The sequence below is a fragment of the Neolewinella aurantiaca genome, from assembly GCF_008014675.1.
GTDB lineage: Bacteria > Bacteroidota > Bacteroidia > Chitinophagales > Saprospiraceae > Neolewinella > Neolewinella aurantiaca.
The window spans coordinates 33,709-58,592 of record NZ_VOXD01000004.1 but is presented as its reverse complement, the minus strand read 5'-3'; the positions used below and the strand labels follow the sequence as shown (position 1 = coordinate 58,592).

Annotated in this window: 19 protein-coding genes; 7 read left to right on the top strand and 12 right to left on the bottom strand. The window is 55.2% G+C overall.

Going from position 1 to position 24,884, the window contains the following annotated elements:
* Positions 1 to 110: 110 nt before the first annotated feature.
* Positions 111 to 1,232 carry a hypothetical protein gene (locus FUA23_RS03700; RefSeq protein WP_147929372.1) on the bottom strand — a complete coding sequence of 374 codons (1,122 nt, stop codon included), beginning with the start codon at positions 1,230 to 1,232 and terminating at the stop codon, positions 111 to 113.
* 137 nt (positions 1,233 to 1,369) lie between these two features.
* Here FUA23_RS03700 and FUA23_RS03695 point away from each other — a divergent pair, with 137 nt between their 5' ends.
* Positions 1,370 to 2,674 (top strand): hypothetical protein, encoded by a 1,305-nt coding sequence (locus FUA23_RS03695; protein ID WP_147929371.1) that lies wholly within the window; start codon positions 1,370 to 1,372, stop codon positions 2,672 to 2,674.
* Positions 2,675 to 2,873: 199 nt separating this feature from the next.
* Positions 2,874 to 3,317: a GNAT family N-acetyltransferase gene (locus FUA23_RS03690; RefSeq protein ID WP_147929370.1), complete on the top strand. Its 444-nt coding sequence runs from the start codon at positions 2,874 to 2,876 to the stop codon at positions 3,315 to 3,317.
* A gap of 163 nt (positions 3,318 to 3,480) precedes the next feature.
* On the opposite strand, the gene FUA23_RS03685 is transcribed toward FUA23_RS03690, so the two are convergent.
* From FUA23_RS03685 to FUA23_RS03655, 7 genes are all read right to left on the bottom strand, one after another.
* Positions 3,481 to 4,236 (bottom strand): DUF4097 family beta strand repeat-containing protein, encoded by a 756-nt coding sequence (locus FUA23_RS03685; protein WP_147929369.1) that lies wholly within the window; start codon positions 4,234 to 4,236, stop codon positions 3,481 to 3,483.
* A gap of 144 nt (positions 4,237 to 4,380) precedes the next feature.
* Positions 4,381 to 5,181 (bottom strand): DUF4097 family beta strand repeat-containing protein, encoded by an 801-nt coding sequence (locus FUA23_RS03680; RefSeq protein WP_147929368.1) that lies wholly within the window; start codon positions 5,179 to 5,181, stop codon positions 4,381 to 4,383.
* 34 nt (positions 5,182 to 5,215) lie between these two features.
* On the bottom strand, positions 5,216 to 6,046 hold the full coding sequence (locus FUA23_RS03675; RefSeq protein WP_147929367.1) for a HEAT repeat domain-containing protein: 831 nt from the start codon (positions 6,044 to 6,046) through the stop codon (positions 5,216 to 5,218).
* Positions 6,043 to 6,588, bottom strand: a complete 546-nt coding sequence (locus FUA23_RS03670; RefSeq protein ID WP_147929366.1) for an RNA polymerase sigma factor — start codon at positions 6,586 to 6,588, stop codon at positions 6,043 to 6,045. Before FUA23_RS03670 ends, FUA23_RS03675 begins: the two co-directional genes overlap by 4 nt.
* A 146-nt stretch (positions 6,589 to 6,734) precedes the next feature.
* Positions 6,735 to 7,580 carry a DUF2911 domain-containing protein gene (locus tag FUA23_RS03665; RefSeq protein WP_147929365.1) on the bottom strand — a complete coding sequence of 282 codons (846 nt, stop codon included), beginning with the start codon at positions 7,578 to 7,580 and terminating at the stop codon, positions 6,735 to 6,737.
* Positions 7,581 to 7,771: 191 nt separating this feature from the next.
* Complete coding sequence (locus tag FUA23_RS03660; protein ID WP_147929364.1) at positions 7,772 to 9,097, bottom strand: hydroxymethylglutaryl-CoA reductase; 1,326 nt, start codon at positions 9,095 to 9,097, stop codon at positions 7,772 to 7,774.
* A gap of 122 nt (positions 9,098 to 9,219) precedes the next feature.
* A complete protein-coding gene (locus tag FUA23_RS03655) occupies positions 9,220 to 10,299 on the bottom strand; it encodes a beta/alpha barrel domain-containing protein (protein ID WP_147929363.1) in 1,080 nt (359 codons plus the stop codon).
* 499 nt (positions 10,300 to 10,798) lie between these two features.
* Between FUA23_RS03655 and FUA23_RS03650 the strand changes: the two genes are divergently transcribed.
* On the top strand, positions 10,799 to 11,428 hold the full coding sequence (locus tag FUA23_RS03650) for an SPOR domain-containing protein (protein WP_147929362.1): 630 nt from the start codon (positions 10,799 to 10,801) through the stop codon (positions 11,426 to 11,428).
* A gap of 74 nt (positions 11,429 to 11,502) precedes the next feature.
* Here FUA23_RS03650 and FUA23_RS03645 read toward each other — a convergent pair whose 3' ends face one another.
* From FUA23_RS03645 to cobA, 4 genes are all read right to left on the bottom strand, one after another.
* Complete coding sequence (locus FUA23_RS03645; RefSeq protein ID WP_147929361.1) at positions 11,503 to 11,799, bottom strand: rhodanese-like domain-containing protein; 297 nt, start codon at positions 11,797 to 11,799, stop codon at positions 11,503 to 11,505.
* Between the two features lie 103 nt (positions 11,800 to 11,902).
* Complete coding sequence (locus tag FUA23_RS03640) at positions 11,903 to 14,416, bottom strand: T9SS type A sorting domain-containing protein (RefSeq protein ID WP_147929360.1); 2,514 nt, start codon at positions 14,414 to 14,416, stop codon at positions 11,903 to 11,905.
* Between the two features lie 241 nt (positions 14,417 to 14,657).
* On the bottom strand, positions 14,658 to 18,476 hold the full coding sequence (locus FUA23_RS03635; protein WP_147929359.1) for a PASTA domain-containing protein: 3,819 nt from the start codon (positions 18,474 to 18,476) through the stop codon (positions 14,658 to 14,660).
* Between the two features lie 206 nt (positions 18,477 to 18,682).
* Entirely contained in the window at positions 18,683 to 19,453 is a 771-nt protein-coding gene (cobA, locus tag FUA23_RS03630; protein WP_147929358.1) for a uroporphyrinogen-III C-methyltransferase, read from the bottom strand.
* An 87-nt stretch (positions 19,454 to 19,540) separates the two neighbouring features.
* On the opposite strand from cobA, the gene nirB reads away from it, so the two are divergent.
* From nirB to FUA23_RS03610, 4 genes are read left to right on the top strand one after another with little or no spacing between them, the layout of a single operon-like run.
* A complete protein-coding gene (gene nirB / locus FUA23_RS03625) occupies positions 19,541 to 22,054 on the top strand; it encodes a nitrite reductase large subunit NirB (RefSeq protein WP_147929357.1) in 2,514 nt (837 codons plus the stop codon).
* 42 nt (positions 22,055 to 22,096) lie between these two features.
* Entirely contained in the window at positions 22,097 to 22,474 is a 378-nt protein-coding gene (nirD, locus tag FUA23_RS03620) for a nitrite reductase small subunit NirD (protein ID WP_147929356.1), read from the top strand.
* Between the two features lie 15 nt (positions 22,475 to 22,489).
* The gene (locus tag FUA23_RS03615) at positions 22,490 to 23,083 is read left to right on the top strand and encodes a DUF4202 domain-containing protein (RefSeq protein WP_147929355.1); all 594 of its coding nucleotides are present in this window, start codon (positions 22,490 to 22,492) and stop codon (positions 23,081 to 23,083) included.
* A complete protein-coding gene (locus tag FUA23_RS03610) occupies positions 23,076 to 24,869 on the top strand; it encodes a PAS domain-containing sensor histidine kinase (RefSeq protein ID WP_147929354.1) in 1,794 nt (597 codons plus the stop codon). Before FUA23_RS03615 ends, FUA23_RS03610 begins: the two co-directional genes overlap by 8 nt.
* The last annotated feature ends 15 nt before the right edge of the window (positions 24,870 to 24,884 follow it).

Here is a 24,884-nt window from a genome sequence, read left to right as displayed (position 1 = left end):
CATCAGGTTCGTAAAACACTGGAAATCAGGAAGCAAAATTCAAGATACGCTCTAAAAGCCCCAAACTTACAACCTCGCTACCATTAGGGCACAACAGGGCATTCTGCGGGCTAGTAAATCAGCCCCGCCCCGTCATTAAGCCGGGCTACGACTCCCCAGCCGAAGAAGAAGTTAGTAACACCAACCAGCAGTTCGTTTTCTCCTTCCTGCAGGGGCAGGTCGATGCGGGCATTCTCGATGGAGCAGCGCCCCCTGGGAGCCTTCATCCCCGGCGTGTTGAACAGGTTTTTATCAACGTAGAGCGGTTTGCCGTTGAGGTAAACATACACCTCGTCGCTAAATCCGAAGTCGAGCTGGCGTTGCGTCGCCTTTTTTGTGGTTAGTGTGGTCTTCAGCCAAACTATACGTCGGCTCCCCCGGGGCGTAGCCCCGAATCTGCGGCTCAGGTTCACCATCCCGAAGCGCTCAGCGGTGATTGCCGACCAGCCGGCCGATTCATCGGGCAAAACCGTGGGTTCCGAGCCTGCGGGCAAGGCTGAAGGTTCTCCCACCTCCCAATTCCGAAGATACCGGGCATCGTTGTAGACCAGATCGATGCCCCGGCCGGGGCTCAGCCCCGGGGTTACATCAGGCGTAACCGTAAGGTTGGCCAGATAGACGTTGCCATCGAAGCCGATACTTCCGGAGGCCCAATCTCCGTCCATGATTGGTACGTAGAGCGCGGGGGAAGACATATCGTTGACGTAAGCGAGCAGCTGCCCGTCGCGCACAATGAGTTTTACGTGGTTCCAGCCATCGGCTTTTAGCGTGGCGTTAGACTGGTATTCATTGCTCAAATCCCAAAGGTTGACCCCTTTGAGGATGGCGGCATACTGCACGGCGGAGTTGACGTTGGGGTCCCCGACAGCATTGGCCCGCAGGTAGAAGTGCTCAGAGTTGGCCCCGTCTTTGCGGCGAAAGTGAATACTCGTGAACCGGGTATTGGCAGCCATCGCGACATCGTATTCAATGGTTCCGTTGGCAAAAACAAGGTCATTTACCGTAACGATGTTGTCTCCGGTAGCATCCGCCGTACCTTCGTCGAGAAGCAAGGAAGGCGTACCAAGATGGCTGATAAATTCTGCTGCATTCCCATTCAGTTCCCAGGCCGAAGCCTGCATAGGAATCTTTTTTTGCGCGGCCGCAGGTGCAAGGGAAAGGATTACAGCAAGGAGGGCAAGTACGGTTTTCATCGGTAGATGTTTTGGTTAGATTACAAAAGTGACTCCCCGCCTCCGTAGCCAGTGTTCATGCGGGGTTCAAGGCTGTGCAAAACGGTGCACGCCCGAGTGTCCTGACTCAGCCGACAAGCTATCCGTACCTTAGCCCCATGAGCCCGGAAGACCGCCTTTTAGCCACCCTTCGTGAAAAGATCGAGGCCCAACTTGGTTGGGGCCACGGAAAACAATGGACGAACAACGACTTCCAGGAACTGAGTGACCGCATCAACGAGGCGACCTCCGTCGCCCTTAGTCCGAGTACCCTCAAGCGCGTTTGGGGCAGGGTTGCCTACACCAGTCAGCCCAGTACCACTACCCTGGATGCACTCGCAGCTTTTGCCGGTTTTGAACACTGGCGGGCCTTCCGCGCGGCGGCTCCCGCAGCGCCCGTTTCAGCGGCGCCCCAAGCCGCCGCCAAAGCAGAAATCCCGGACGCCAGACCAGCTACCGGTTGGAAGCGCTACCGCTGGCCCGCAGGGCTGATGATGCTAGCCGTGCTGGCTTTGCTCATTTACCAACTCTTTGCACCGGCGCCCGCGCCCGCAAAAACTCTTGCCTCCCCCATCAACCCGGATGACTACCACCTGAGTTTCCGTCCGGTAACCAGCGGCGTCCCCAACTCCGTCATCTTCAACTACACGGCGGACAAGGCTCCGGCCGACAGCGTATTCCTACAGCAAAGCTGGGACCGCCGCCGCCGCGAAAAGCTAGATCGCAACGCCAATACGCACACCTCTATTTACTATCTGCCCGGCTACTTCAACGCCAAACTCGTGGTAAACGATCAGGTCGTAAAAGAGCGCGAACTCTATCTCCGGTCCGATGGCTGGGTCGCTGCGGTTAAGGTTGACCCCGTCCCTGTTTACCTTCCCCTGAACGAAGTGCAACGCGATGGCCGACTGGCCATCACCGAAGCGCAGCTCACCGGCCTGGGCCTGAACTTGCAGCCCGAGCCCCCCACCACCGTGCTCTCCAATGTTGGCCAGACGGAAGGGGTTTGGTCCAACGATTTCACCTTTCAGACCCGTTTGCGACACGACTATGCCAAGGGTGCTGCTGCCTGCCAGCACGCCAGGGTAATCCTGTTGCTCAAAAACAGTGCCATCATCATCCCGCTCAGCGCTCCGGGCTGCGTGGCCGATCTGTCCCTGTTCGCCGGCGGACAGAGTCTGGAAGGGCGCAACACTGACCTTTCCGCCTTCGGCGTTGTCGGCGACTCCTGGATCGACCTTGCCTGTACGGGCAAAGAGGGACTGCTTACCTTCAGCATCAACGGCAGGCAGGTTTTGCAGTTAGAAAGCAAAGAAACCCCGCGCGAGATGGTGGGTATCCGCTATGAATTTACGGGAATGGGATCGGTGGACGAAGTCCGCATCGGTAACCGGGAGGGAGAGGTTTGGGTGGAGGAGTTTTAGACCCGCTCCAACCTGATCGGCGTAACCCTTTTAGCGCCCTACCGGCAGAGGTACAGGTTCTCGTTGGTATCGCCACCGATGTACACGGCCACGTCCTGAAAGATACTATACTGCAGGAATGACCCGATAAAAGAGGTTAAGGGCCAACTATACGTAGTCCCTGCTTGTTAGACCCCATTTGAACCAACTCCATCCTTCTATGTCCGTCACCATCCGTCAGGCCAACGTTTCCGATATTCCCGCCATCCATAACCTCGTTGCAGAGCTGGCTTCTCACCTCGGAGAGGCCGATCATTTCACCTCCCCTATCGAGCAACTGGAACGGGATTTCAAAGACGGTTTTTTCCAGGCCATCCTGGCAGAGAGGGAAGGAGAAGTGGCGGGCATGGCCCTGTACTGCTTTGTTTACTCCACCTGGAAAGGACGGATGATTTACCTCGAGGACTTCGTCATCAGCAAGCGCCACCGGCGCCAGGGTATCGGGCAACAACTATGGGATGTGCTGAAAGAGCGTGGCCGGGAGCGCAACTGCGCTATCCTGAAGTGGCAGGTGGTAGCCGAAGACGAAGGAGCCATGCGTTTTTACCGCAAGCAAGACCCTGTTTTCGAAGATCAGTGGCTCAACGGAAAAGTTGAGCTGTAAACCGGACTCCTCCATCCCTTCTCTGCACCTGCGTTTGCGCCCGAATACAATACTAAGTTGTTGGCCTTCCCGGTACAAGCTTGCTTCGCACGGCATATTTGCCACAGTTTACCCGGGCGGGGCCGCAGGTGAAAAGCAAAGTTAGCGACAGCAAAGTTGCTGCTTATTTGGATCCTTCCCTGAAGTAAACGTCTCCGTAGGGTGCGGTGCACTTAATTGTGCTGCCGCCGCCACCAACGGTGCCGATTAAGCGGTGATAGAAGTCTTTTTCGCTGCTCATCTCTCCGTCTACGTTGATCGAAACGTTGGTAAACAATTCGCCGTACTCGGTGGTAAAATCAAGGTCGGCTCCCCAGCCTGCCGGGATTGTTACGTCCACCGCGCCGTAGTTGCTGTACAACTCAAGCTCTTCTTCAGGCTGCACGTTAGTGAAAACAGCCTTGACTTCGCCGTAGCGGGCTTTGGCGCTAAGCAGACCACCAACGTTTGTGGCCTCAATACCCCCGTATTTGGTCTCTACCGTAACCGGAACCCCGGCGGGCACGACTACTTTGAGCACAGCGTCAACGGTGACAGTATTGACGCCTCCCTTACTGCCTCCAAATCCCGGTTCTCCGTTTTGTTGCGGATTTTCTTTTTCCAGCAATTCCGCCGTTGGTTTCACCTCGCGCAAATGCAGTACATCATTAACCCTTTCTACCGTGAGGTGACGAAGGTCGGGCCGGTCGGAGCCATTCACGGTCAGAGTGTGATCAACTTTCACCTCGTCGGTTCCTCCGGTAGTGATGGCAACCGAGCTGAAGGCGGCATAGATGTGCACCGCTTTTGCCCCATCGAGCGCTATCGACCGCTGCGTGTCATTCTGGGAAAAGACAAAAAACGGGCTCGCCACCAAAAGGAGGCTAAAAAGGAGTTTCATGATTATTGTTTTGCGGGTGTGGGCGCCCGGCCAGGCCAGGCATAATGATCGTTTACCAACGAGCCGTTGGCCAAAGGCGCAATGTTACAGCCAAGAGTTGATTTTTTTCAGGGTTTTCTTTCCCCTCCGGAATCAAAGCACGCGTCACTTTAGTTTGCGCAGGTAAACATCCTGATAGGTCGACCTCAGGGAGATCAGTGTGCCGCCGCCGTTCAGGCTTCCCGTCAGGCCGTCACGACTGTTACTTCGGTGGTCTTCGTGGTGATACGCCAGGCTGTCCGTCGAAGTTTTCAGGGGCTCTGTTTCTACCTCAACATCAAAATCGGTGTACATATCTCCGTAGCTCGTGCTTAACCGAAGGTCAGCTTTCACGTTTTTCGGCAGGGTAATATCTACGGCTCCGTAGGTGGAATGCAGGTGAAGGTCTTCGGCCGGAGGGCCGGAAGAGTAAGTCGCATCAATACCGCCGTAGACCGTATTGACTGCTGCCGGCCCGTAGACATTAGACAGGTTCACTTTGTGGTACATCATCGTCACGTCCAGTTCTCCGCTGAAGTTATCCACCTCCAGGTCTCCCCCACGGTGGGTAGACTGCGTAACCTTCACGACGGCTGTATTAGGGACGTAAAGTATGATGGTGCCGTTGCCCTTTCCTACCTGACTGATAACCACCTTGTCGTCGAAGCCCTGCGAAGAAAGACCGAAGCCGGTATTGTCCACCTTGCCGTTGGCACTTATTTTGCGCATGCCTTTGTTTTTCTCATCCATTTCCCGGCTTCCGCCTTTGCGGCTGATTTTGAGGTCGTCCTCGTCGTGGCCGATAATCATCAGGTTATCCACTTCTTCGATCTCGATGGTTTTTTTACCAACCGCCACGCGGTGTTCTGGCTGAGCGCCGAGGAGGAAAGAAGAGAACGAGAGGAGGAATAAGAATAAATATTTCATCGTGTTAGTAATTTGGGGCTCGCCGGAGGCGAGCTTAGATTAATTTAAAACTCGCCATTTGTGCGGCATCCCGAACGGGCTGGGGCAGCGAATCAGAGCCAATGAGCTCATCGAGGTAAGGCAGCACCCGCTTTTCGTCCATTCTCACCAGTGCTTCGATAAGTTCAAAGCGTACAACGGGAGGAGGCGATTCTCTCATGGCGGCAAGTAATTCGTTCCTGACTCCGGCATCGTGGGGAAAACGGCTAAGAGCCTCCAGCGCAGCAAGACGTACGTTGGCGTTTTCATCGTTACGGAGCAGATAGCCCAGGTTTCCGGTAGTGATCGAATCTGTTTCCGGCAGATCGAACGTGACGGTTGTTGCTTTTATCCGGTTGCTCGTACGGTCACTCTTCATCAGTTCCAGCATTTCCGTCACCAGGGTACGGTGGGCGGCAAGTTGCTGTTCTGTTTCTCTGCTTGTTCCCTCCTGGTAAAAGCGGCCCGCGGTAAAAACCAGAGCAACCGCCGCAGCAATACCAGCCACTCTCCAGGCCAACGACCGAACTTTGCCACTAGTCTTGGAAGGGCGAATGTCGTAGCCAGGGCCGGGCGTAGAATGCGCAGCATTCTCGTTACCCAACTCCGCTTCGGTGACCGTATCCAGGCGAACCCCTTCAAGCATGGCCGCAAACCGGGCGTCCGCCGTAGCGGAGGGCTCAGCCTCCGGCTGCGTGGCAATCTCGTTCATCAGGCTTTCCAGCTCACGCAGTTCGGCGCGGAGAGCGTCGTCTTTCTCCAGGGCGGAGTCAACTTCGGCCCGGCGGCCAGCGCTGAGTTCACCCGCCAGGTAATCGATAAGCGTAGCTTCTGTGATTGGATTCATTGTTGTTCGATTTTAGCGTAATTGATGCGTAGCTGCTTCACCGCCCGGTGAATCCGCACCTTCACGTTGGCTTCCGAAAGGCCGAGTACTTCGGCGATTTCAGCGTATTTCAGTCCCCGCTTCCAGGCCAGATCGACCACCTCGCGGTAGCTTTCAGGCAAGGCAGCCAGTGCGGCTGCCGACTGGCTGCGGGTCTCCCGTTTCTCCCAGTCGCAGTGAGCCGAAGGCGTCAGTATGGGCAAAACGCCAAGGTCGACATCCGATTTCACCGGCATCCTCTGCTCCTTCCTCACGCTGTCGTGCACCGCGTTGCGGGCGATGGTGAACACCCAGCTACGAAAACTGGAGCCTTCACGGAAGGAGGCCCGGTACTTGATCACCCGCTCGAAAGTCGTCTGCAGCAGGTCTTCGGCCGCAGCGGGTGCGTTCACCCGTTTGAGCAGAAAACCGTAGAGCGGCCTGCGGTAGCGCCGGTACAGCTCTGCGAGCCGTTCCAACTGACCGTTAACGACGGCCGCCATGATGTCTTCGTCAGTGTCCATTCTGATGGGGTTCGTTAAGGGTTACCTTGCTTTACGGAAATGGTTACACCGAAAGATAATTTTTTCTGTCCCCGCTTTCTCCTAAAACAGAAAGCCCCACCTCGACAATGTCGAAGCGGGGCGCTCTTTTGCGGAAAAAACCGGCATTACATACCGAGTGATTTCTTGTTCATACGAACGTAATCCATGTTACCAGCTTTTTCAGCCAGCTCCAGAGACTTCTTGAAAGAAGCCATAGCTTCTTTCTTCATTCCCAGAGATTCTTCGATGAGGCCCTGGCGGCGAACCATCCAGAAGCGGGCATCGTCACCAGCCATTTCGTTGGCTTTCTTGATGTACTCAAGACCTTTCTTGTTGTCACCGTTGTCAGCGAGGAAAGAAGCGGCCTGGTAGTAATCGTTCATGCTCGGGCCAGCCATTACGCGCTCGATCTGGTCCATTACGTCTTTCTTGGCGCTGGTTTTTACGGGCAGGGCAGCCATAGTGTTACCCCACGCGAAAATTACGTCAGCTCCGTCCATGGTGTGGTTCATGGTGGTGATGGTGAACGTTTCGAGCGACAGTGCAGACTCAGTAGCTTTGATAGAAACGGTTACAGCAGGTGTTTTTTCAACGTAGCTGTTCCAGCTACCGCTTTCATATGGGTACATCATCACTTCCCATGTGCTGCCCATTGGCTTGGTCAGGATGGCGTAGTCGCCAGCCTTTACTTCCTTACCGCCTACGGTTACGTCGCCGCCGAAGGTCAGTTTGGTGGCCTGGTTAGCACCTGTGCGCCAGATTTCGCCGGTTGGTACCAGTCCGTCTTTAGAGAAAAGGTCACGACCTTTCTTACCGGGGCGGCTGTAGGTAGCGTGGAAGTCGGTCATACCGATCACAGTTTCCACTTTCGCCAGAGGCGATGCAGATGGGGTGCTGAGCTGTGCGGAAAGTCCGTTAGTGAAAAGTATTGCCATGATGGCAATCGCGAAGGTAAAAAATTGCTTACGCATGATTGATTTGGGTATTGGTTTAGTGGCGAACGTGCCAACTCGTTAAGGTTTTCAACGGGACAATTGTTCAGTATACTATGGTACAGAATCTGTCTTTTCAGTCGGCTGCTGAAAATTGTCGCCACGCGACTTTCCACAACTTTACACTTGCTCCTTCTGCGTGGAATGACGAAAGCCTGATCTTCAAACTTTTACCCTTCTCTTCTCAGCTCTTCCAGAAACTCCCGGACGCCGTGGTGGCTGACCGTTTCGCCGTTGAATTTTTCAGCTGTTCGGGTTCGTTCCGTTGCCGTTGCGCCCAACGAAGAGAGAATATTCTGCAGGTGCATTTTCATGTGTCCTTTCTGGATGCCGGTTGTAACCAGGCTCCGCAGGGCCGCAAAGTTCTGGGCCAGGCCAGCGGCGGCCATTACACCCATGAGTTCGTGGGCACCAGGCCGGCCAAGCACATCGAGGGCGACATTCGCCAGAGGATGCAGTTTGGTCAGACCGCCTACCGTTCCCAACGCCAGTGGCAGCGTGAGTTCGAACCTGAAAACATCGTTATCGATGCGGCATTGGCTGAGGCTGCGGTATTTTCCATCACGGGCAGCAAAGGCGTGCGTAGCTGCTTCTATGGCCCGGAAGTCATTGCCGGTGGCTAGCACTACGGCGTCCACGCCGTTCATGATTCCTTTATTATGCGTCACGGCGCGGTAAGGGTCTTCGCGGGCAATGTCTACGGCGTACTTGAAGCGACGGGCGAAGTCGAAAGGATCCACGCCACCAACGGGAATGGCCATTTTTTCAATCGGGCATTCCACCCAGGCTTTCACCACGCAGTTGGGGGTATTGTTGCTCAGGATAGCCATGATGACTTCGAGGTCTCTTTCTTCAGCGGTCAGCTCCGGGCAATCGACGGCCCACCTGCGCAGTTCCTGACCGTAAGCCTCCAGTACGGTATTAATGAAGTTGGCGCCCATACTATCGGCGGTACCGAAACTCACCAACAGCTGGTAGCAGTCTTCCGACACTTCAGGCAGGTGCTTCCAGGTAATGTTCCGTACGCCGCCGCCTCTCGCTTCCATGCGTTCCGTGAGGCTTTTGGTACTGGCGCGGACGCGGGTGCAAAGGGCGGGTAAAAGGGCCGCTCTCCGTTCAGGCTTTCCGCTCCAGCGGAAGTGCAGTTGCCCCAACTTTTCCGAAGCGATCACTTCTGTCCGGAACCCACCGCGCGACTGCCAGTATTTAGCGGCGGCCGAAGCGGCCGCTACCACGCTCGACTCTTCGATCACCATCGGTACGGCGTACACTTTTCCGTCGACCAGAAAGTTCGGCGCTACGCCGAACGGCATCGGGAAGTTGGCTACAGTGTTCTCACTGAAGTTATCGATCACGTCCTGTAACTTCCCGTCTTCGGCGTCGAAGCGGGAAAGTTCTGAGAGTTGGTCCGGCCGGAGGAAGTGCTCGGTCAACCAACAGCGCTGCTGGTCTTTGGTAAACCGGCTGAAGCCGTTTATTTGCTTGGGGTCAGTCATACTTAGTCTGAGTAGTCTGGTAGTCTTATCGTCTGGTATTCCTATGGCTGGTAAGCAAGTCGTCTTGAACAAATACTGCTGATGTTTACAGCAAAAAACTGCTCACCATCCGGATGACCGGACTACAATTTGGGCCGAAGGTAAGCTTTAGCCAGTTCAAGCCCTCTGATCTGAGCGTTTACATAGGCTTGCAGGGTGGCGTAATCATCACGTGCATACTTCAAAAAGGCTGAAGCCTGACCGTAGACAGCTGGCAGCTCCGATTTTTCGGTGAGGTAGTAGCCATCCAGGAAAGTCCTTATCCCACCGCTTATTATTAAATGCTTGCATTGCACCTGCGTGCGCGCCAAACCGGCTCCTTGCCGGAGCTCTCCGGTAGTCTGAGGCTGATCTTTTGCGCATATTTCATTTACCCAGTCAACCATTTCGTTGGCACTGTGGCCGGCTTTAACGATGGGCGCAAAGGCTTCCCGCCTGGCATCATCGCTACGCAGCAATTCCAGTTTACTGAAGTTCGTACCGCCGTTGGCGGCCGTATCTACAGCAAGCAGAGGTAACTCCAATAACCGGCTCAGGCTTTGCGGGCCCATCCCCTGCCCCACTTCCTTCACAATTACCTGCAGGCCGGGCAGTGCCTCAAGCGTGGCCTTTACCGTCGTGAGTGGCGCTTCGGTAAATATATCGCCCTCCGGCTGCATCGCCTCCTGAAAAGGGTTAACGTGAATGATCAGCCCGTCGACCCGCAGTAAATCACACATCTGGCGGATTTCCTGTTCCCGCCCCGCAGCAAAGAGCTCCTGAATCTGGGCAACGCCCAGGTTTGCAAACAAAGGAACATCATCCCCCGTCAGCTGCCGGATATCGAAATCTTTGAGGCGCTCAGTTCCGTAGAGTAAAGGACGGCACGAGCCAAGACCCATTCCTAATCCGAATTCGTTGCAGGCCTGCGCCAGGTTCTGGTTTATGGTATACGCTTTTTCCGTACCTCCGGTCATGCTGCTCACCCACAGTGGGGCCTTCATTTCTTTGTCGCCGAAAGCAACCTTTGGCAACGACCCCGGCGAGGGATGCGCAGCCAGTAAAGGCTCGTAATAAAAACGCTCATCAAGCGACAATGAATCTACCTGGCTACGAAAAGCCAATTCGATGTGGTCTTCCTTGCGGCTTGCTGCCGTTGGGTCCTCTGGTGGGTTATCGGTCATATGTTTTGGGAAAATCTCTGGCATTACTGCGGAACGTTGCCACAAGGTAATGGTTTAACGCAGTATCCACCTTTAATGCGACCGGCGCAACGGGGGCATGACGACCGGACAATCCTCAGCACTACCCGATCACAGGACAATGCTCCGCAGTACTCATACTCCTGTTTTCTGAAGGGTCCGCATGGTGGTTCCCGGAGCGATTCACCCGCAACAACTCAAAAAAACACAAAAAAGGACGGTCTTACTACCTGTCAAAAACGGGTGATCAACGTATCTACTTTCTGGCATACACTACAAAAAACGAGGGCTCCCTAACCGGGAGCCCTCCAAAAATGGTCTTTCCAAAAAGCAAACACTTGAACAAATTCTTACGGAAGAAGGTACCTTAGATGCACCTAAACGCTTTTTTTGCGTTCTCCGATAGTGGCAAAAATGCAATTTTCCTCTAATCTATTGCCCAAATGCCACTATTCTTTTGGGATTTAACAAAATCACTTACATGAAAAACACATCTATTCTCATCCCTATCATCCTTATTGGTTGCCTCGGAGCCCTGGGTTTTTTATTCTACAAAGCAATGCAGACGGTAGAAACAGACCAGCCCCGGACGTCGAGTCCGATTGTGCTTAACCAGTCTGATTACACCGACGAGGAGATACCCGATGACATAGGTAAATCTGCCGAATATGATGCTTCGGCCAACGATGATGGTTTTCGGGAGCTTACCCCCGCCGAACGAGAAGAGGCCCGTCGGCAATCTGAATTAGAAGAAGAACGTGAAGCGGCTGCAAACGAGGAAGCACGCAAACGCGAAGCCCAGCTCGATGCCGAAGCAGCCGAAGCTGCCCGCTTAGAACGGGAACGGAAGGCTGCCGAGGCCAACTCTACCTCGGGCAGCAGAGGCCGGTACCTGGTAATTGCGGGTAGTTTCCGCCAGAAAGCGAACGCCGAACAGCGCGTCAAAGACCTGCGGAATGCCGGCTTTAACGATACCCGCCTCGAAAAATTTAACCGCGGCACCTACGCCGTCGCCCTTGCCGGGCAGACCGATCGTTTCTCTGCCGCTGAGCGCCTCGCCGCCCAAATTGTGGGCGCTGGCTTCGAAGCCAGAGTAATGAGAAGAAGATAAGCGGCAATTGCGGTGGAGGAGTTGTAGCCCGACCAACTAAAAAATCGGGATAGAATTCCTCCACCGGACAGCAATTATCCCGCCTGCCACGCAATCATTCCCCCCTCCAGGTTACGAACATTGCTGAAACCCGCCTGCCGCAGCAGTTGGCCGGCCATCGCAGAGCGTTTGCCACTACGGCAGTAGACGATCAGTTCGTCGTCTTTGTGCGGCGCTAGCTTTTCAAAAGCCCCCATCAGTTCGCCCAGCGGAACGTGAATACCACCAATATTGAACTCCGAGCGTTCGTAGTCTTCACGTACGTCAAGCAAAACGTAGTCTTTTTTGCCCTCAGCTTCGCGTTCTTTTATTTCCTGGATCGTTGCGTCCATCTGTTTCGTATATTTTGGTTGAATGAATGTTATTACTGGCGTTGACCAGCGTGTGCACCAACTGGTACCGGCGGTACAAAAACACCATCAGATATAAAATGGATTAACGCCGGACGATCTTATGTCGGCTCGCAGCAGCTCCGTCCGTTACTTCCAGCATGTAGATTCCCGCGGGCAGGTGGCCAAGCTCTATTGTTTCGTTGACCTGTCCGGCCCCGACGACAGCTCCCGTCAGCGAGAACAAACGATAGCTGAGGCTTGTGGAAACCGTCTGGCGCGCACGCAGGTGCAGGGTTCCGTTCGTCGGGTTCGGGAATACGTCGACCAAAGCATCGGCGTCGGTACGGTCCGCTACACTGGTCGGGAATCCTTCGAAGCCGGAGAGCAATGGCCGGATCATGATGGCTCCGGTGGTGGTTCCGCTGAGCGGCATAAATCCGTTACCGCTGTCGAACCACTGCACGTTTTCGGGGGAGTTGTTACGATCGAACCCTACCCCGATGAAACGATCTGCATTTTGTTGTTCCCAGCCTACGTAAAAAGTTCCGGCATCCAGCGACACAACATCCGGGAAGATATAAGTCGTGTAGCCCTGCAGACTGTCCTGAAAGTAGGTCTCCGCGTAGCGGATGTCGAAGTCGTATTCTGCCACCAACTCATCGGGCTGTCCCTCTCCGGTATAGATCACGAGCTTGAGTTGCTGGCTGCCCAGCGAACCCAGCACCCGCGGAATACGAATCTGAACCCCCAGCAGCTCATCCGCCACAAAAGCTTCGTATTGCTGAACGATGGTTGTGCCTTCGCCTCCCTCTATGCTCACTTCGGCGGTACCGTCGTCGTAGGCCATGTAGTTATCGAAGCAGGTGGTTCTCACTAAGGAGTTGTTCTCAGCGATTTCCGGCAGGTAGTTCGTTGTTTCCCCGACTACGTCGAAGAAGTAGGACATATCTACTTTATAGGCCGAAGCCGGATCCGCCTGGTTGAGCAGGTTGTTTACCATCAGCGAATAAAGGCCACCTATACTTGCAAAGTCAGTTGTACGATCAGTTTGCTCTCCTGGTCCGAACTCATTCTCATCTATTTCTCCCGTACCGAACACGTCGGGCGATAAGATGGCAGCAGTGTTTGGGGAGGGAGTGCTCCCGGGTACGTAACCTCCAATGCTAATCAGGGAGGTTGCTCCGGTTACCGTTACAGCGTCATTTTCTCCTTCCCCCAGGTTCTGGAAAGAGATGGAAAGCGTTGATTCAAGCAAGTCTTCCCCGCCGGCCTGCAAATGGCGCAGAGGCATCGATGTATAGTTTTCGAGAATGAACGGAGGTAGCTCCCGCAGCGCAAGATCAACAGGTCTGGTAGGGCGGGTGTCTAACTTCACATAATCCAGATGCCACATATCCACTGCGCCCTGCTCGCTGCTCTTGCTGGAGAAACGAAACTGAAAGCCGTTGTAGAGGTACTCGTCCGGTACGTCGAGCAGCACCGGTTCGAAGGGTAAAGGTTGGTTATTGGGGACGGTGTTGAGGGTGCCCTCTTTCTGATAAACGGTATTCCAGTTGCCGTCTACATCAAGGAATTCAACGAGGAAGCTGTCCTGCGTTTCGGGGCGGTTGCCGAAGCCACGGGGCTGGAGGAAGAAAGTGAGGGTGGTTCCAATGGCATCCTGAGCGTTGACCGGAGCGGAAGTCAGGTAATCCCGCACCACCGTACGGGAGCCGCCGCTGCCCCCCTCGTAGGGCTGGCCCGTTACGTCGATGCCATCAAAGGTTGCCACCCCGATGGAGGGAGGGTCTTGAGCAAAGTTGCGGTTGATGAGTACGTCATCGTCCTGCCAGAGCAAAGGATTCGGCCGCACGCCTTCGTAGGCGAAGTCGTCGAAGAAAGGTAAATCTACCGGAGCAACGTTGATGCTCAAACCAGCCGTATAGGTATCGCAGATTCCGAAACTGTTGCACAGGGTAACGCACACCTGGTCTACGCCGTCGAGTCCCGCAGCGCGGTAACGTACTTCGTTGCCGTCGTGCTGCCCGGTCAGGAAGTAGAAATCCTGTCCCCGGCCTTCGTATCCCGTGGCACATGCTTCCAGGGTTCTGCAGGTTGCACCGCCGGGCAGGTCGCCATCAGGGAATGGAATATCTATCTGACCGCGCGGAGCGACGGTAAAAGTACCAAGGGATATTTCCTCGTTTGCTCTCCGGACGAGCACGATGAAGGTCTTTTCGGTGGAGCACATCCCCGCGCTGTTACAAACGGAGAGACGGAGTGTATCCAGACCCAGTTCTGCACCTGCGTCCGCGGCGTAAAAAAGGCTATCGTTGTCTGCCGAAGCGTTACCCGAAGAGGCCACGGCGCAGCCATCACATACGTAAGTGAACGGACCTCCGCCCAGGCCTGCCGTGTCAAGACCGACGTCCAGTCTCAGGGTATCTCCCGCGGCAACCAACTCGAAGGCGCTGAGGTCGAATTCCTCACAGTCTACTTTGGTAAACTGCGGAGCGGCCTTATCGTCGGGCTGTGGCGCCAACATCTCGTAGCCCATCAAAGGGCGGAATGTCTGAGCCGAAACCGGTAAAAATGCCAACAAGAAAAATAGGGAGAGTAAAGGTAATCTTACGTTCATGGTAATCACTTGGTCTTTGAGAACGAGTTAAAGCAGAATTTAGCGCCTGGAAGCAAGTAGTTTATGAGTTCACAATTCTTTATTCACCATTCACGGATAAAATGAGCTGATGAGTTCATGAATTGCTGCTGCAGACAGGCCTCGCTTCGCTGCATTCGTTCACCCAAAGTGGGTAAGCAAAGCGACGCGAACAGAAAACAACGGCAGCAACCCAGAGACTCATTGCCCCTCCAACTTACTGTTAATCACAGGTATCCGGCCTGCGCTGCGCCAGGTAGATGTCGAACTTAGACCCTACCGGTACCATCTTGCCTCCCGGAGGCTCGGTACGCACAACAAACGCTTCCCTGCGGTCGCTCACCTCTCCGTAGACTTCGCCAATCAGGAGATTGGAACCATCCAGGATGAATTCTGCTGCGCCAAAGCGTTTACATTTAATGTCTGGCACCTTCACCTCTCCCGTTTGACGAATGGTCACTACAAATTCGAGTTCGCTTCCCTGGGGCACCTTCACCCCGGCCTTCAGGTCGGCGTCGGTGATTTTCTGGTCGCCGTAGAAGAAGTGGAGGATCGTGTTTTCTTCCTGCTTAGGATCGTAGACTTGCTCGCGGATTTTGGAACGGATATCCGCATTATCCTCCAGACGGTTGGTGTACTGCGTGTAATCGTAATTGCCCACGAGGCCAGGCAGCTGAATGAGTGGCGCTTCGTCGCTCAGGACTGTGAGGTAGACAGAACGGTTTTTCTTTACGCCAGACCCTGCTTTGGGGTGCTGCAGTACCACCAGACCAGCCGGGCGGTTGGGATCGAAAACTCCTTTCTCAAATTTTATACTCAGCCCCATATCATCAGCCAGGGCTTCTGCTTCAGTGCGGGGCATGTCCACAAAATTGGGGAGCTCCACGTTTTGGCCGTGCGAAGTGTACAGGCCCAGCCCCATCTTGAGCACGAAGAAACAAACTACAAAAAAGAGAAGGGCTGCCAATGCGTTTTTCCAGAAGTATCCGGAAATCAGCAGACTGCCGAAGTTTTTCAGGGCGCCCAGGGCACGGTCTTTAAAGGTCCGCTCAGTTGCAGTAGCTGCATTATAAGAAGGCGGTGTCTGTTCCGTTTCCGGCGTGTGATATTCCATAGATTCGGGGGAAGATTTGGGCGCGATCGCCGGTGCAATGAAAGGTTCTGAAGGAGCAGGGTCAGCAAAGCTTACTTCTTCGTGTACTGGTTGAGTAACTACTTCGGTAGCCGTGGTCACAGCCGCCACCTCAGGTGGCGATGTGACAGGTAGCGGATCCGGGCCGACGGCATAGCCGCGGTCACGCCGTGCTTTGCCGTACTTCAGAATCTGATCGATGAAACCGGCAGGCTGGTAACCAGCAATGGCCGCCTGGTGGAAGATGGCCGTGGCCGGCGTCATCCCCGGCAGGCTGTTCACCTCAATCGGGATGGTCTCTACCCTCCCGTCAGAGAAGACACGGACAAAGGCATCGATGCGGCAATAGCCCTCTACGCCGAGCGCACGGGCAGTAGCCTCAAGATCGTTTTTCACCTGACCGGCGACGTAGTCGTAGCTGTAACTCTCGGTCCCCAGGCGGGCGGGGGTAAGGTTTTGCCCTTCGCCGGCAAGGAATTTTTCTTCAAGGCTGAGGACTTCTCCCCCGGCCAGCGTTTCACTCGGCTCAAATTGTTCGTAGCGCATCTTGCCGTCGACGCCGTAGTGCGTCAGCATACCGCCGGTGATCTCCAGAAACTTCTCTGCGCCGTTAGCCGAGATGGCCGCTTCAAAAAGGATGTTTTGTTTACCAGCGGGCCACTCGTCTTTTGCGGTAAGTTTCATTTCACGACGGGAGTGCTTCTCATCGAGCGTACTCGGCCGGAAGGTGAGGTGGCAATAGGCGTGCAGCTCGTCGCGCTGCTTGATCAACTTTACGGCGGAACTGCATCCGTCGTCTACCGGCTTAGCAATCAGCGGGTAACCAAAGAGGTTCTCCACCTTATCGTAGAAAGCATACTCATCGGCAATGAATTCATCGGCGGTGGCAAGCCATTGCTCGGTAACCTGCTGCCCCGACTCGTGCAGCATCCGCAGTGACTTGAACTTATCGATGGTGATTCGGCTACTCTCAATGCCCGACCCGTTGTAATAAAGGTTTCGTGCTTCGAGGAAAGACTGAACCTGCCCGTCCTCACCCGGGCGACCGTGGAGCGCGATGAAAACACCATCGGCTACTTCGGGCAGTTCGTCCCAGCTCAGTTTGCGGGGTTGGAAAACCACGTCGGGGTCGGCATAGCGCTTCGTTATACCGGAGCAAGCCTCACGAATGTCGGTAATTACTTCGTGCTCTCCCGGCTTAAGGACTTTATCGCGGATATCATCGGCGTTGTCCTTCAGAAGAAGGTTTACCGGGAGTTGGTAGAGGGAAAAGGCCCTCTCCCCCGGTGCCCCTCCCCGAGAGAGGGCGGACGTAAGGAACACTGGCGTAGGCCGGTAGCTTTCACTGGAACTCAGCTTTTCATAAACGTTCCGACCGGACTCCACGGAGATGTGCCGCTCGAAGCTCGTGCCGCCAAGCAGCACGGCAATACGTTCTTTCTGACCGGCCGATCCACGCTTGGCGTCTATAGCTTCGTCGAGGGCGGCACCGATTTCGTTGGCGACTTCCATTGCTTCAACACCTTCGCTTTGCATCCCGCGTTCGCGCAAACTCTGCCGAATAATGAAGGTCAGGAACTGACTGGGGTTGAGCCCTATTTCCGCCGCCTGATGGAAGAAGAAACTGCTTGGCATCATCCCCGAGGTCGTATTCGGGTCGTTGAGGTAGATACCGCCACCGGGGGTATGAAAGCCATCGATGCGCGCGTACACGTTGAAACCGAGTTCGGTGTACAGGCGCTCACACTCCGCACGGATCGCCTGTATTCTGTCGGTCGGCAATTCGATGGGCGTAATTTTCCGGCTGCGGCCGGGCATGTACTTGCTGCGATAGTCGAACAAATCGCTGGTCGGCTTTACAATTTCCGTGGGTGGCAGCGCCACTACTTTGCCCTCGTCGGTTCTGACGACGATGGTGGAAAACTCCTTACCCGTAATGAAGGCTTCCACGATCACGCGCTGTTCGGTCTGGTGGCCGGTGAAGATGAGTCGGGAGTCGGGAGTCGGGAGGTTGGAGTCCCGACTCTTCACCGCTGCCTCCAAATAGGCGTGGAGGTCGTCGGGGGTGTAGATGGTCAGGAGGTGATCGCCGTTTTGCGCGTCCATAGGGAAGGCGATGCCGTCGCGCAGGTCGGAGAGTTGGCGGACGTACTCGAGGCGTTCGTACGCATCGCGGGCGGCGTACTCGCTCAAAGGGAGAACTTCGCGGAAGAACGCGGCATTGACGGCGCGTTCGAAAGCCTCCCTGCCGTCGGTTTCTTCGATGATTGCGACACCGATAGAGCTTCCCTGACGGGCAGGCCGGATTACCATCGGCCATCCGATTTCCCGCTCGCAGGCCGCGAAGTGCTCGTCAACCCGCTTTCCGTCAAAGTCTCCTTTCTCGATCACGAGCAGGGCCGGAGAAGCAAAGCCTTTGGCCTGCATCAGTTCTTTCTGAATGGCTTTGTCCATTCCGATTTCGCTGGCCCGCACACCGGAACCGGTGTAAGGAATACCGGCGTATTCGAGTTCCCGCTGCAACTGACCGTCTTCGCCGTACTCACCGTGGAGCGCCAGGAACGCAACCTGAATGAGTTCGGGCAGTTCATCGCGGCGGATGCGGCGACCTACTTTGCGGGCCATTGCCTCGAGGCTCAGTTCGTCGAGCGGACCGAGGCTCTCCTGGTACACCTGAAAGCCGAATTCGGACTTCGGCGCCAGGTCGATGGGCGGGAAGAAATCGCGGATAGTACCTCGGTAGAGGTATTGCCAATCGAGCAAGTGCCATTTCCGGAAGCTGTCCACAAAAATGGGAACGGGCTCGAAGAGTTCCTTATCGAGATTGTCGTAAACGGTCCGGCCGCCGGCGAAAGAGATTTCGCGCTCGCGGCTCGGGCCGCCGAAGAAGATGCCTACTTTAATGCGCATACGTTGGTTTATACCTGAAAACTGGGGCGCTTTATTACCCGGATGCGAAGGTAGGGAGATTGAAGAGAACGTAGGCAGGCAATTAGAATTCGTAAACCTATGCGGGGTAAGTGAGGGTCTGTTTTCTGAATTCGTTTTTTTGTTTTTCCGCCAAACCGACACCTCTGGCGCGACCGCAGGTGCAGGGAAAGCTCTTAAGAAGGCAACTATCCTGGCTGCGAAAGAGCAGCCCAGGCCGGGAAGGCCTCCCTGAACCTCACCACCTCCCCGATTACCAGAATGCCCGGTCCGGAAGCTTTAGCCGCCAGCTCCAGAGGAGTCGGGTCACTGATGCTCCCGATGGTGGCCCGACTCTCCGGCAGGGAACCGTTTTGCAGGAGGGCGATGGGCGTGTCTCCCGCACGGTGCCGGAGAAAGACAGCACATATCTCTTTTATCTTTCTGGTTCCCATCAGTATTACACAGGTGGCTGCGGTTGCCGCAGCTTCGGCGATCTCCGCCGGGATTTTGTGGTCCTTGCTCGTGCCGGTCATTATCCAAAAGCTACGGCTCACGCCCCGGTGCGTAAGGGGAACACCCGCCAGCGCAGGAACAGCCAGTGCGCTGCTTACTCCGGGAATCACGTTTACCGCAATGCCCGCTTCGCGGGCGGCCAGTACTTCCTCCCCTCCCCGACCAAAAACGAACGGATCTCCGCCTTTGAGGCGGACAGCATGACCAAAATCAAGAGCAGATTGCACCAGCAAGTCGTTTATCTCCGGTTGCGATAAGGAATGGGCAGAGCAACGCTTTCCTACGTATAAACGACGCGCACCTGCTGGCGCATGATTCAGTAATTCAGGATTGACCAATGCATCATAAAGTACGACATCTGCCGACTGAAGGGCCTTCATCCCCTTAATAGTAAGCAATTCGGGATCACCCGGGCCAGCGCCAAGAAGAGTAATCCGGGGAAGAGGAGGAATAAACAAACCCATAAAAATTACGTATTTATACGCAAATATACTTAATAAATACGTAGTTTTGCAACACAAGGATCTTTACCCCTTTTAAAAATGCGTACTATGGAAAGGATAATACTGGTTGGTAATGGCATGGTAGGACACAAGTTCTGCGAACTATTCAGCAAGCACCCACAGCGGGCAGCTTTTGAACTGGTTGTTTTTGGTGAAGAATGCCGGCCGGCTTACGACCGGGTTCACCTCAGCGCTTTCTTTGCCGATCGCGATGCCGAGCGTCTTTCCCTTGCCACCCAAAGCTGGTACGACGAGCAGGGAATAAACTTAAAGTGTGGCACCCCCATCACATCCGTTGATGTGAACAACAAGCGTGTCGTCACTGCCTCCGGAGAAACCATCGGGTACGACTACCTGGTTTTTGCTACTGGCTCCTCCCCTTTCGTTCCACCGATTCCCGGTCGGGAAAAAGCAGGAGTGTTTGTGTACCGGACGATCGAAGACCTCGAGGGCATCCTCGATTACGCCGAAGTGGTCAAGAAAACGAAATCCGGAAAAGCCACCGTTATGGGTGGCGGGCTATTAGGCCTGGAAGCGGCAAAAGCTACCCTGGACATGGGTCTCGAAAGCCACGTCGTTGAATTTGCAGCGCGGCTCATGCCGCGCCAGCTCGACGACCGTGGAGCCACCGTCCTCAAAGACACCGTGGAAGGCCTCGGCCTCCACATCCACACCAACAAAAACACCGCTAACATCGGTGGCAACGGCTCCATTACGCACCTCGAGTTTTCCGATGGTCAGCAACTGGAGACCGATATGCTCATCGTTTCGGCGGGAATTCGTCCGCGCGACGAACTCGCCCGTGCCGCAGGCATAAAAGTTGGCGACCGGGGTGGAATCTGCGTCGACGAATACCTGCGGACGAGCGCGCCGAACGTCTTCGCCATCGGCGAAGCTGCGCTATACCAGTCGATGATTTACGGTCTCGTTGCGCCTGGCTACGAAATGGCGAGGGTGGCGCTGAGCGCCATCTTTGCCGATCACGAGGCCCAGGCGATGCCAGACGTGATCGATATGTCCACCAAGCTAAAACTCATCGGTACCGATGTTGCCAGTTTCGGGCAGGCAATCACAAATGAAGACGAAGCCAGAAGCATTGTTTTCCAGGATGATGTAGCTGGTATTTATAAAAGAATCAACATCTCCCTCGACGGCAAACGACTGCTTGGGGGAATCCTGGTGGGCGACGCTGCCGATTACAATATGCTCCACCAGATTCAACGCAACGGAATGAGTATACCTCCCCAACCGGAAGACCTCATTCTGGGGGCCCGTGGAGGTGAAAGCTCTGGTGCCAGTGTTTTGGATCTTCCTGACGAGGCCGTAATCTGTTCCTGCGAGAACGTTACCAAAGGGGCCTTATGTGGCCACCTCGACGATGGTTCGGCCCAGTCGGTAAAAGACCTCGCCGGTTGCACCAAAGCAGGATCAGGATGCGGAGGGTGCAAACCGATGCTTACCGATCTGGTGGATGCTTATATGAAAAGCCAGGGCAAGGTAGTTCGCAACGTAATTTGCGAGCACTTCCCCTACACCCGCCAGGAACTAAGAGACCTCATCGTGATGAAAAACATCAGGACCTACGATGAAGCCCTTGATGAAGTAGGTACCGGCCACGGCTGTGAAAGCTGCAAGCCGGCACTGGCCAGTATTTTTGCGACATCCTACATGGAAACCGCCAACCCCCAGGCGGTTATTCAGGACACGAACGACCGTTTCCTGGCCAATATCCAGCGTAACGGGACATACTCCGTGGTTCCGCGCGTAGCCGGAGGAGAGATCAGTCCCAAACAACTGGTTGACATGGGCCGGATCGCCGAGAAGTATGACCTCTACACCAAAATAACCGGCGGCCAGCGGATCGATATGTTCGGAGCCCGCCTCGAAGAACTGCCACTCATCTGGGAGGAACTGATCGCCGCCGGGTTTGAGAGTGGCCACGCCTACGGCAAAGCACTCCGGACCGTAAAAAGCTGCGTGGGAAGCACCTGGTGCCGCTACGGGATGGACGAAGCAGTCAGCTTCGCAATAGAACTCGAGAACAGATACAAAGGCCTGCGGTCTCCGCACAAGCTCAAAGGTGGGGTAAGCGGCTGCATCCGCGAATGCGCCGAGGCCCGTGGTAAAGACTTCGGACTGATTGCCGTTGAAGGAGGCTACAACCTTTACGTATGTGGCAACGGAGGAGCCCGGCCGAAACACGCAGAACTCCTGGCGGGCCCGATCGACCGTAAGACAGCCTTCCTCTACCTCGACCGGATGCTCATTTTTTACCTCCGGACGGCACCCCCGCTCACCAGAACTGCGGCCTGGCTCGACAATATGGAAGGAGGAATCGATTACCTTAAAAGCGTTGTCATCGACGATGCCCTCGGGCTGAACGCCGAGTTCGAAGCTGAAATGAACAGCCTGGTGGCTGCCTACCGCTGCGAATGGAAGGAGGCCGTGGAAACCCCGCACCTGCGCTCCCGCTTCCAGACCTTCATCAATACCGACGAAGAAGACTCTACGCTTGAGTTCGTCGACCTACGGGGTCAGAAAATGCCAAAAGCCTGGGCGTAAGCCAGTCGTCACCTATCCGTCCTCCCTTCAAAACCACGAAATATGACCACTTCTCCTCCACAGTACCAGACGGTACAACCCGAAGCAGTAACGAACTGGTACAAAGCCGGCCGCACCGATCAGTTCCCCGTCGGCGCCGGAGCAACCATAAAATACGGAGACCGGCAAATTGCGGTATTCTACTTTCCCCGTCAGGACAAATGGTACGCCTGCCAGAACCTTTGCCCCCACAAACTGGAAAACGTCCTCGGGCGAGGGCTGATCGGGGAGCAAGAAGGAATCCCCAAAGTAGCCTGTCCGCTGCACAAAAAGACGTTCAGCCTCACCACCGGAGAAAACCTGAACGGCGACTGCCCCCCGGTAGCCGTATACCCCGTAGATGTAAAAGACGGCTACGTATACGTAGGTTTTGCGGATTAGGCCTACCTTACCGGCATGAAGGAGCCTAGCAAATTATCAGAAGCTTTTGCCGCAATTGACGAAGCCAATGCTGCCGATCCGCGCACCACGGAGGTGGACGGAGTGCTGAAGCCCTATGAACTCGTTTACGGGCAGCGCATGTCGGCTACCTTAACCTCGTTTGCACCTGCGGCCTCGCCCGAACTTCAATTGGCCGCCAGAGCCCAGCACCTCGAGCGATGGGCTATACCCCGTTCAGACTACCCGATGGACCGAATTGGCTACCTCACCTGGCGCAACGACCAGAAAAAACGTCACGCCAGCCGCGCCGCCGAAATCCTGACTCCGCTCGGGTTTTCTGAAGAAACGATTGCCAGGGTTCAGTTCCTGCTGCAGAAAAAACGCCTGAAGCAGGACCCCGAAACCCAGCAACTTGAAGATGTGATCTGTCTCGTTTTTCTGGAGCACTACGCTGCCGGATTTGCGGCGCAGCACCCCGAAGAAAAAGTTATTGACATTCTTCAGAAAACCTGGTCAAAAATGTCTCCGGACGGTCAGCAGGCCGCGTTGAAATTACCGCTTGCTCCCGGCGTACTTTCTTTGGTTCAAAAGGCACTCAGTGATGGCTGAACCGAGCCAGGAAACGACTGACTCCCGCCTCTTTTTCCGGCTTCGCCGCGCATACCTCGTGGCACTGAGCGTCATCGCCATCGCCGTGATGACCGAATACTTCGTAGTGGAAAGTTTTCTGGGCGAGCAGGCGAAAGACGCCCGCATCATCAACGTTGCCGGCCGGCAACGGATGTTGAGCCAGCGCATCGTGAAGCTGAGCCTGCTGCCACCGACGCTACCCCTTAGCAATACCCTGGAGCAAGACCTGCAGGAATGGTCGAATCAGCACGACTGGCTCAAGAAATCGCTGCAAACAGACCCTGTGTTCGAAGACCTGCGGGGGCTAGACAGCCTGCAACGACAACTGAAAGAGGAGGTCACAAAACTGGCATTGGAGACGGCGCGGCCGCAGGGTGCAGAAGGGGTTGAGCGGCAAAATGCTGCGGCAGCCACCCTCAACAGCAAGGCCGAATTTTTCCTGAACCAGATGGACGAAGTAGTCGATCAGCTCGCTTTCGCAGCAACCGCCCGGGTAGACCGCCTGCGCCTTACCAAGCGGTGGATCGCTGCGGCTACCATTGGTGTTTTACTGCTCGAACTCTTCTTCATCTTTCAACCGATCAGTCGCTTCGTCCGCCAACAGTTCGAACGCCTCCGCATTGAAAAAGACAAACACCAGGCCGCCACGAAACGGGCCACGGTGGCGTTTCAGGAAAGAGAAGCCAGCCTCCGGGAGCTCTTCGCCCTCAACAAAGCTATCGACCAAACGGCACTCTTTGCCACCCTGCGCGAAGACGGAACGATTCTACGCCTGAGCCGGAAACTTGCGACGCTCCTCGGCGTAAAAGAAATTCCAGAGGGTTTCCTGATGCTCGCCGACCTGCTGCACCCCGACGAAGGACGACGCGCCGCTTTTGCCCAACGCATCACCGGCATTCGCTCCCGTGACTGGGGCGGAGAGTGGCATATCGTGAGCCGTGAAGGCCAGGAATACTGGCTGGAGGTCGCCTTGGTTTCAGCTCATCACGGACCCGGCGAAACGGAAATATTCCTGTTGGCCAGCGATGTAAGCGAAAGAAAAAAAGCCCTGGCCACGCTCGACGAAATCAACGAGGAGCGCCTCCGCGAAGAAGTAGAAAGAGGTAAACTGCGGACCCGGCAAATTGCTGATGCCCAGGAAAAAGAAAGGCTCAGGGTCGCCAGGGACCTTCACGACGGTATCGGGCAAAAGCTTACAGCACTGAAATTCAGCCTGGAAAGCATCAGGCCGGAGGAGGTGGATAAGACCAAGAAAAAAATTAACGAACTGAAGGCTCTCAGCAAGGAAATAATTCTGGGGATCCGCCTCGCAACCTTCAACCTCACCCCTCCGGAATTGCTGGACTACGGTCTCGTTACGGCCCTTGAAAAAATGGCCCGCGAACTCAGTCGCCTGACGGGTGAACGAATAGTGTTCCGCAAAGAAAATGAGATCGAAAGAATGGCTCCTGCCTGGGAGATCAACCTCTACCGGATCGTACAGGAAGCGGTAAACAATGCCATCAAGCACGCTTCCGCAAACTATATACTTGTCACCTTATCTTCCGGCCCGGAACTGATCAGTGTAACCATCGATGACGATGGGGTCGGTTTCGAGCGTGAAGAACTTCGCCACAGTACCGATGGGTCGGGGCTGGGCCTTTCTTCTATGGAAGAAAGAGTGCACAACCTCAACGGAAGACTCTTCTTGCGTAGCGAAGAAGGTGAAGGGACCCGCCTTGTGGTGAACATCCCGAAGCCGAATCCTGACAATCCCTTACCTTAAACCGAATTAATCCCG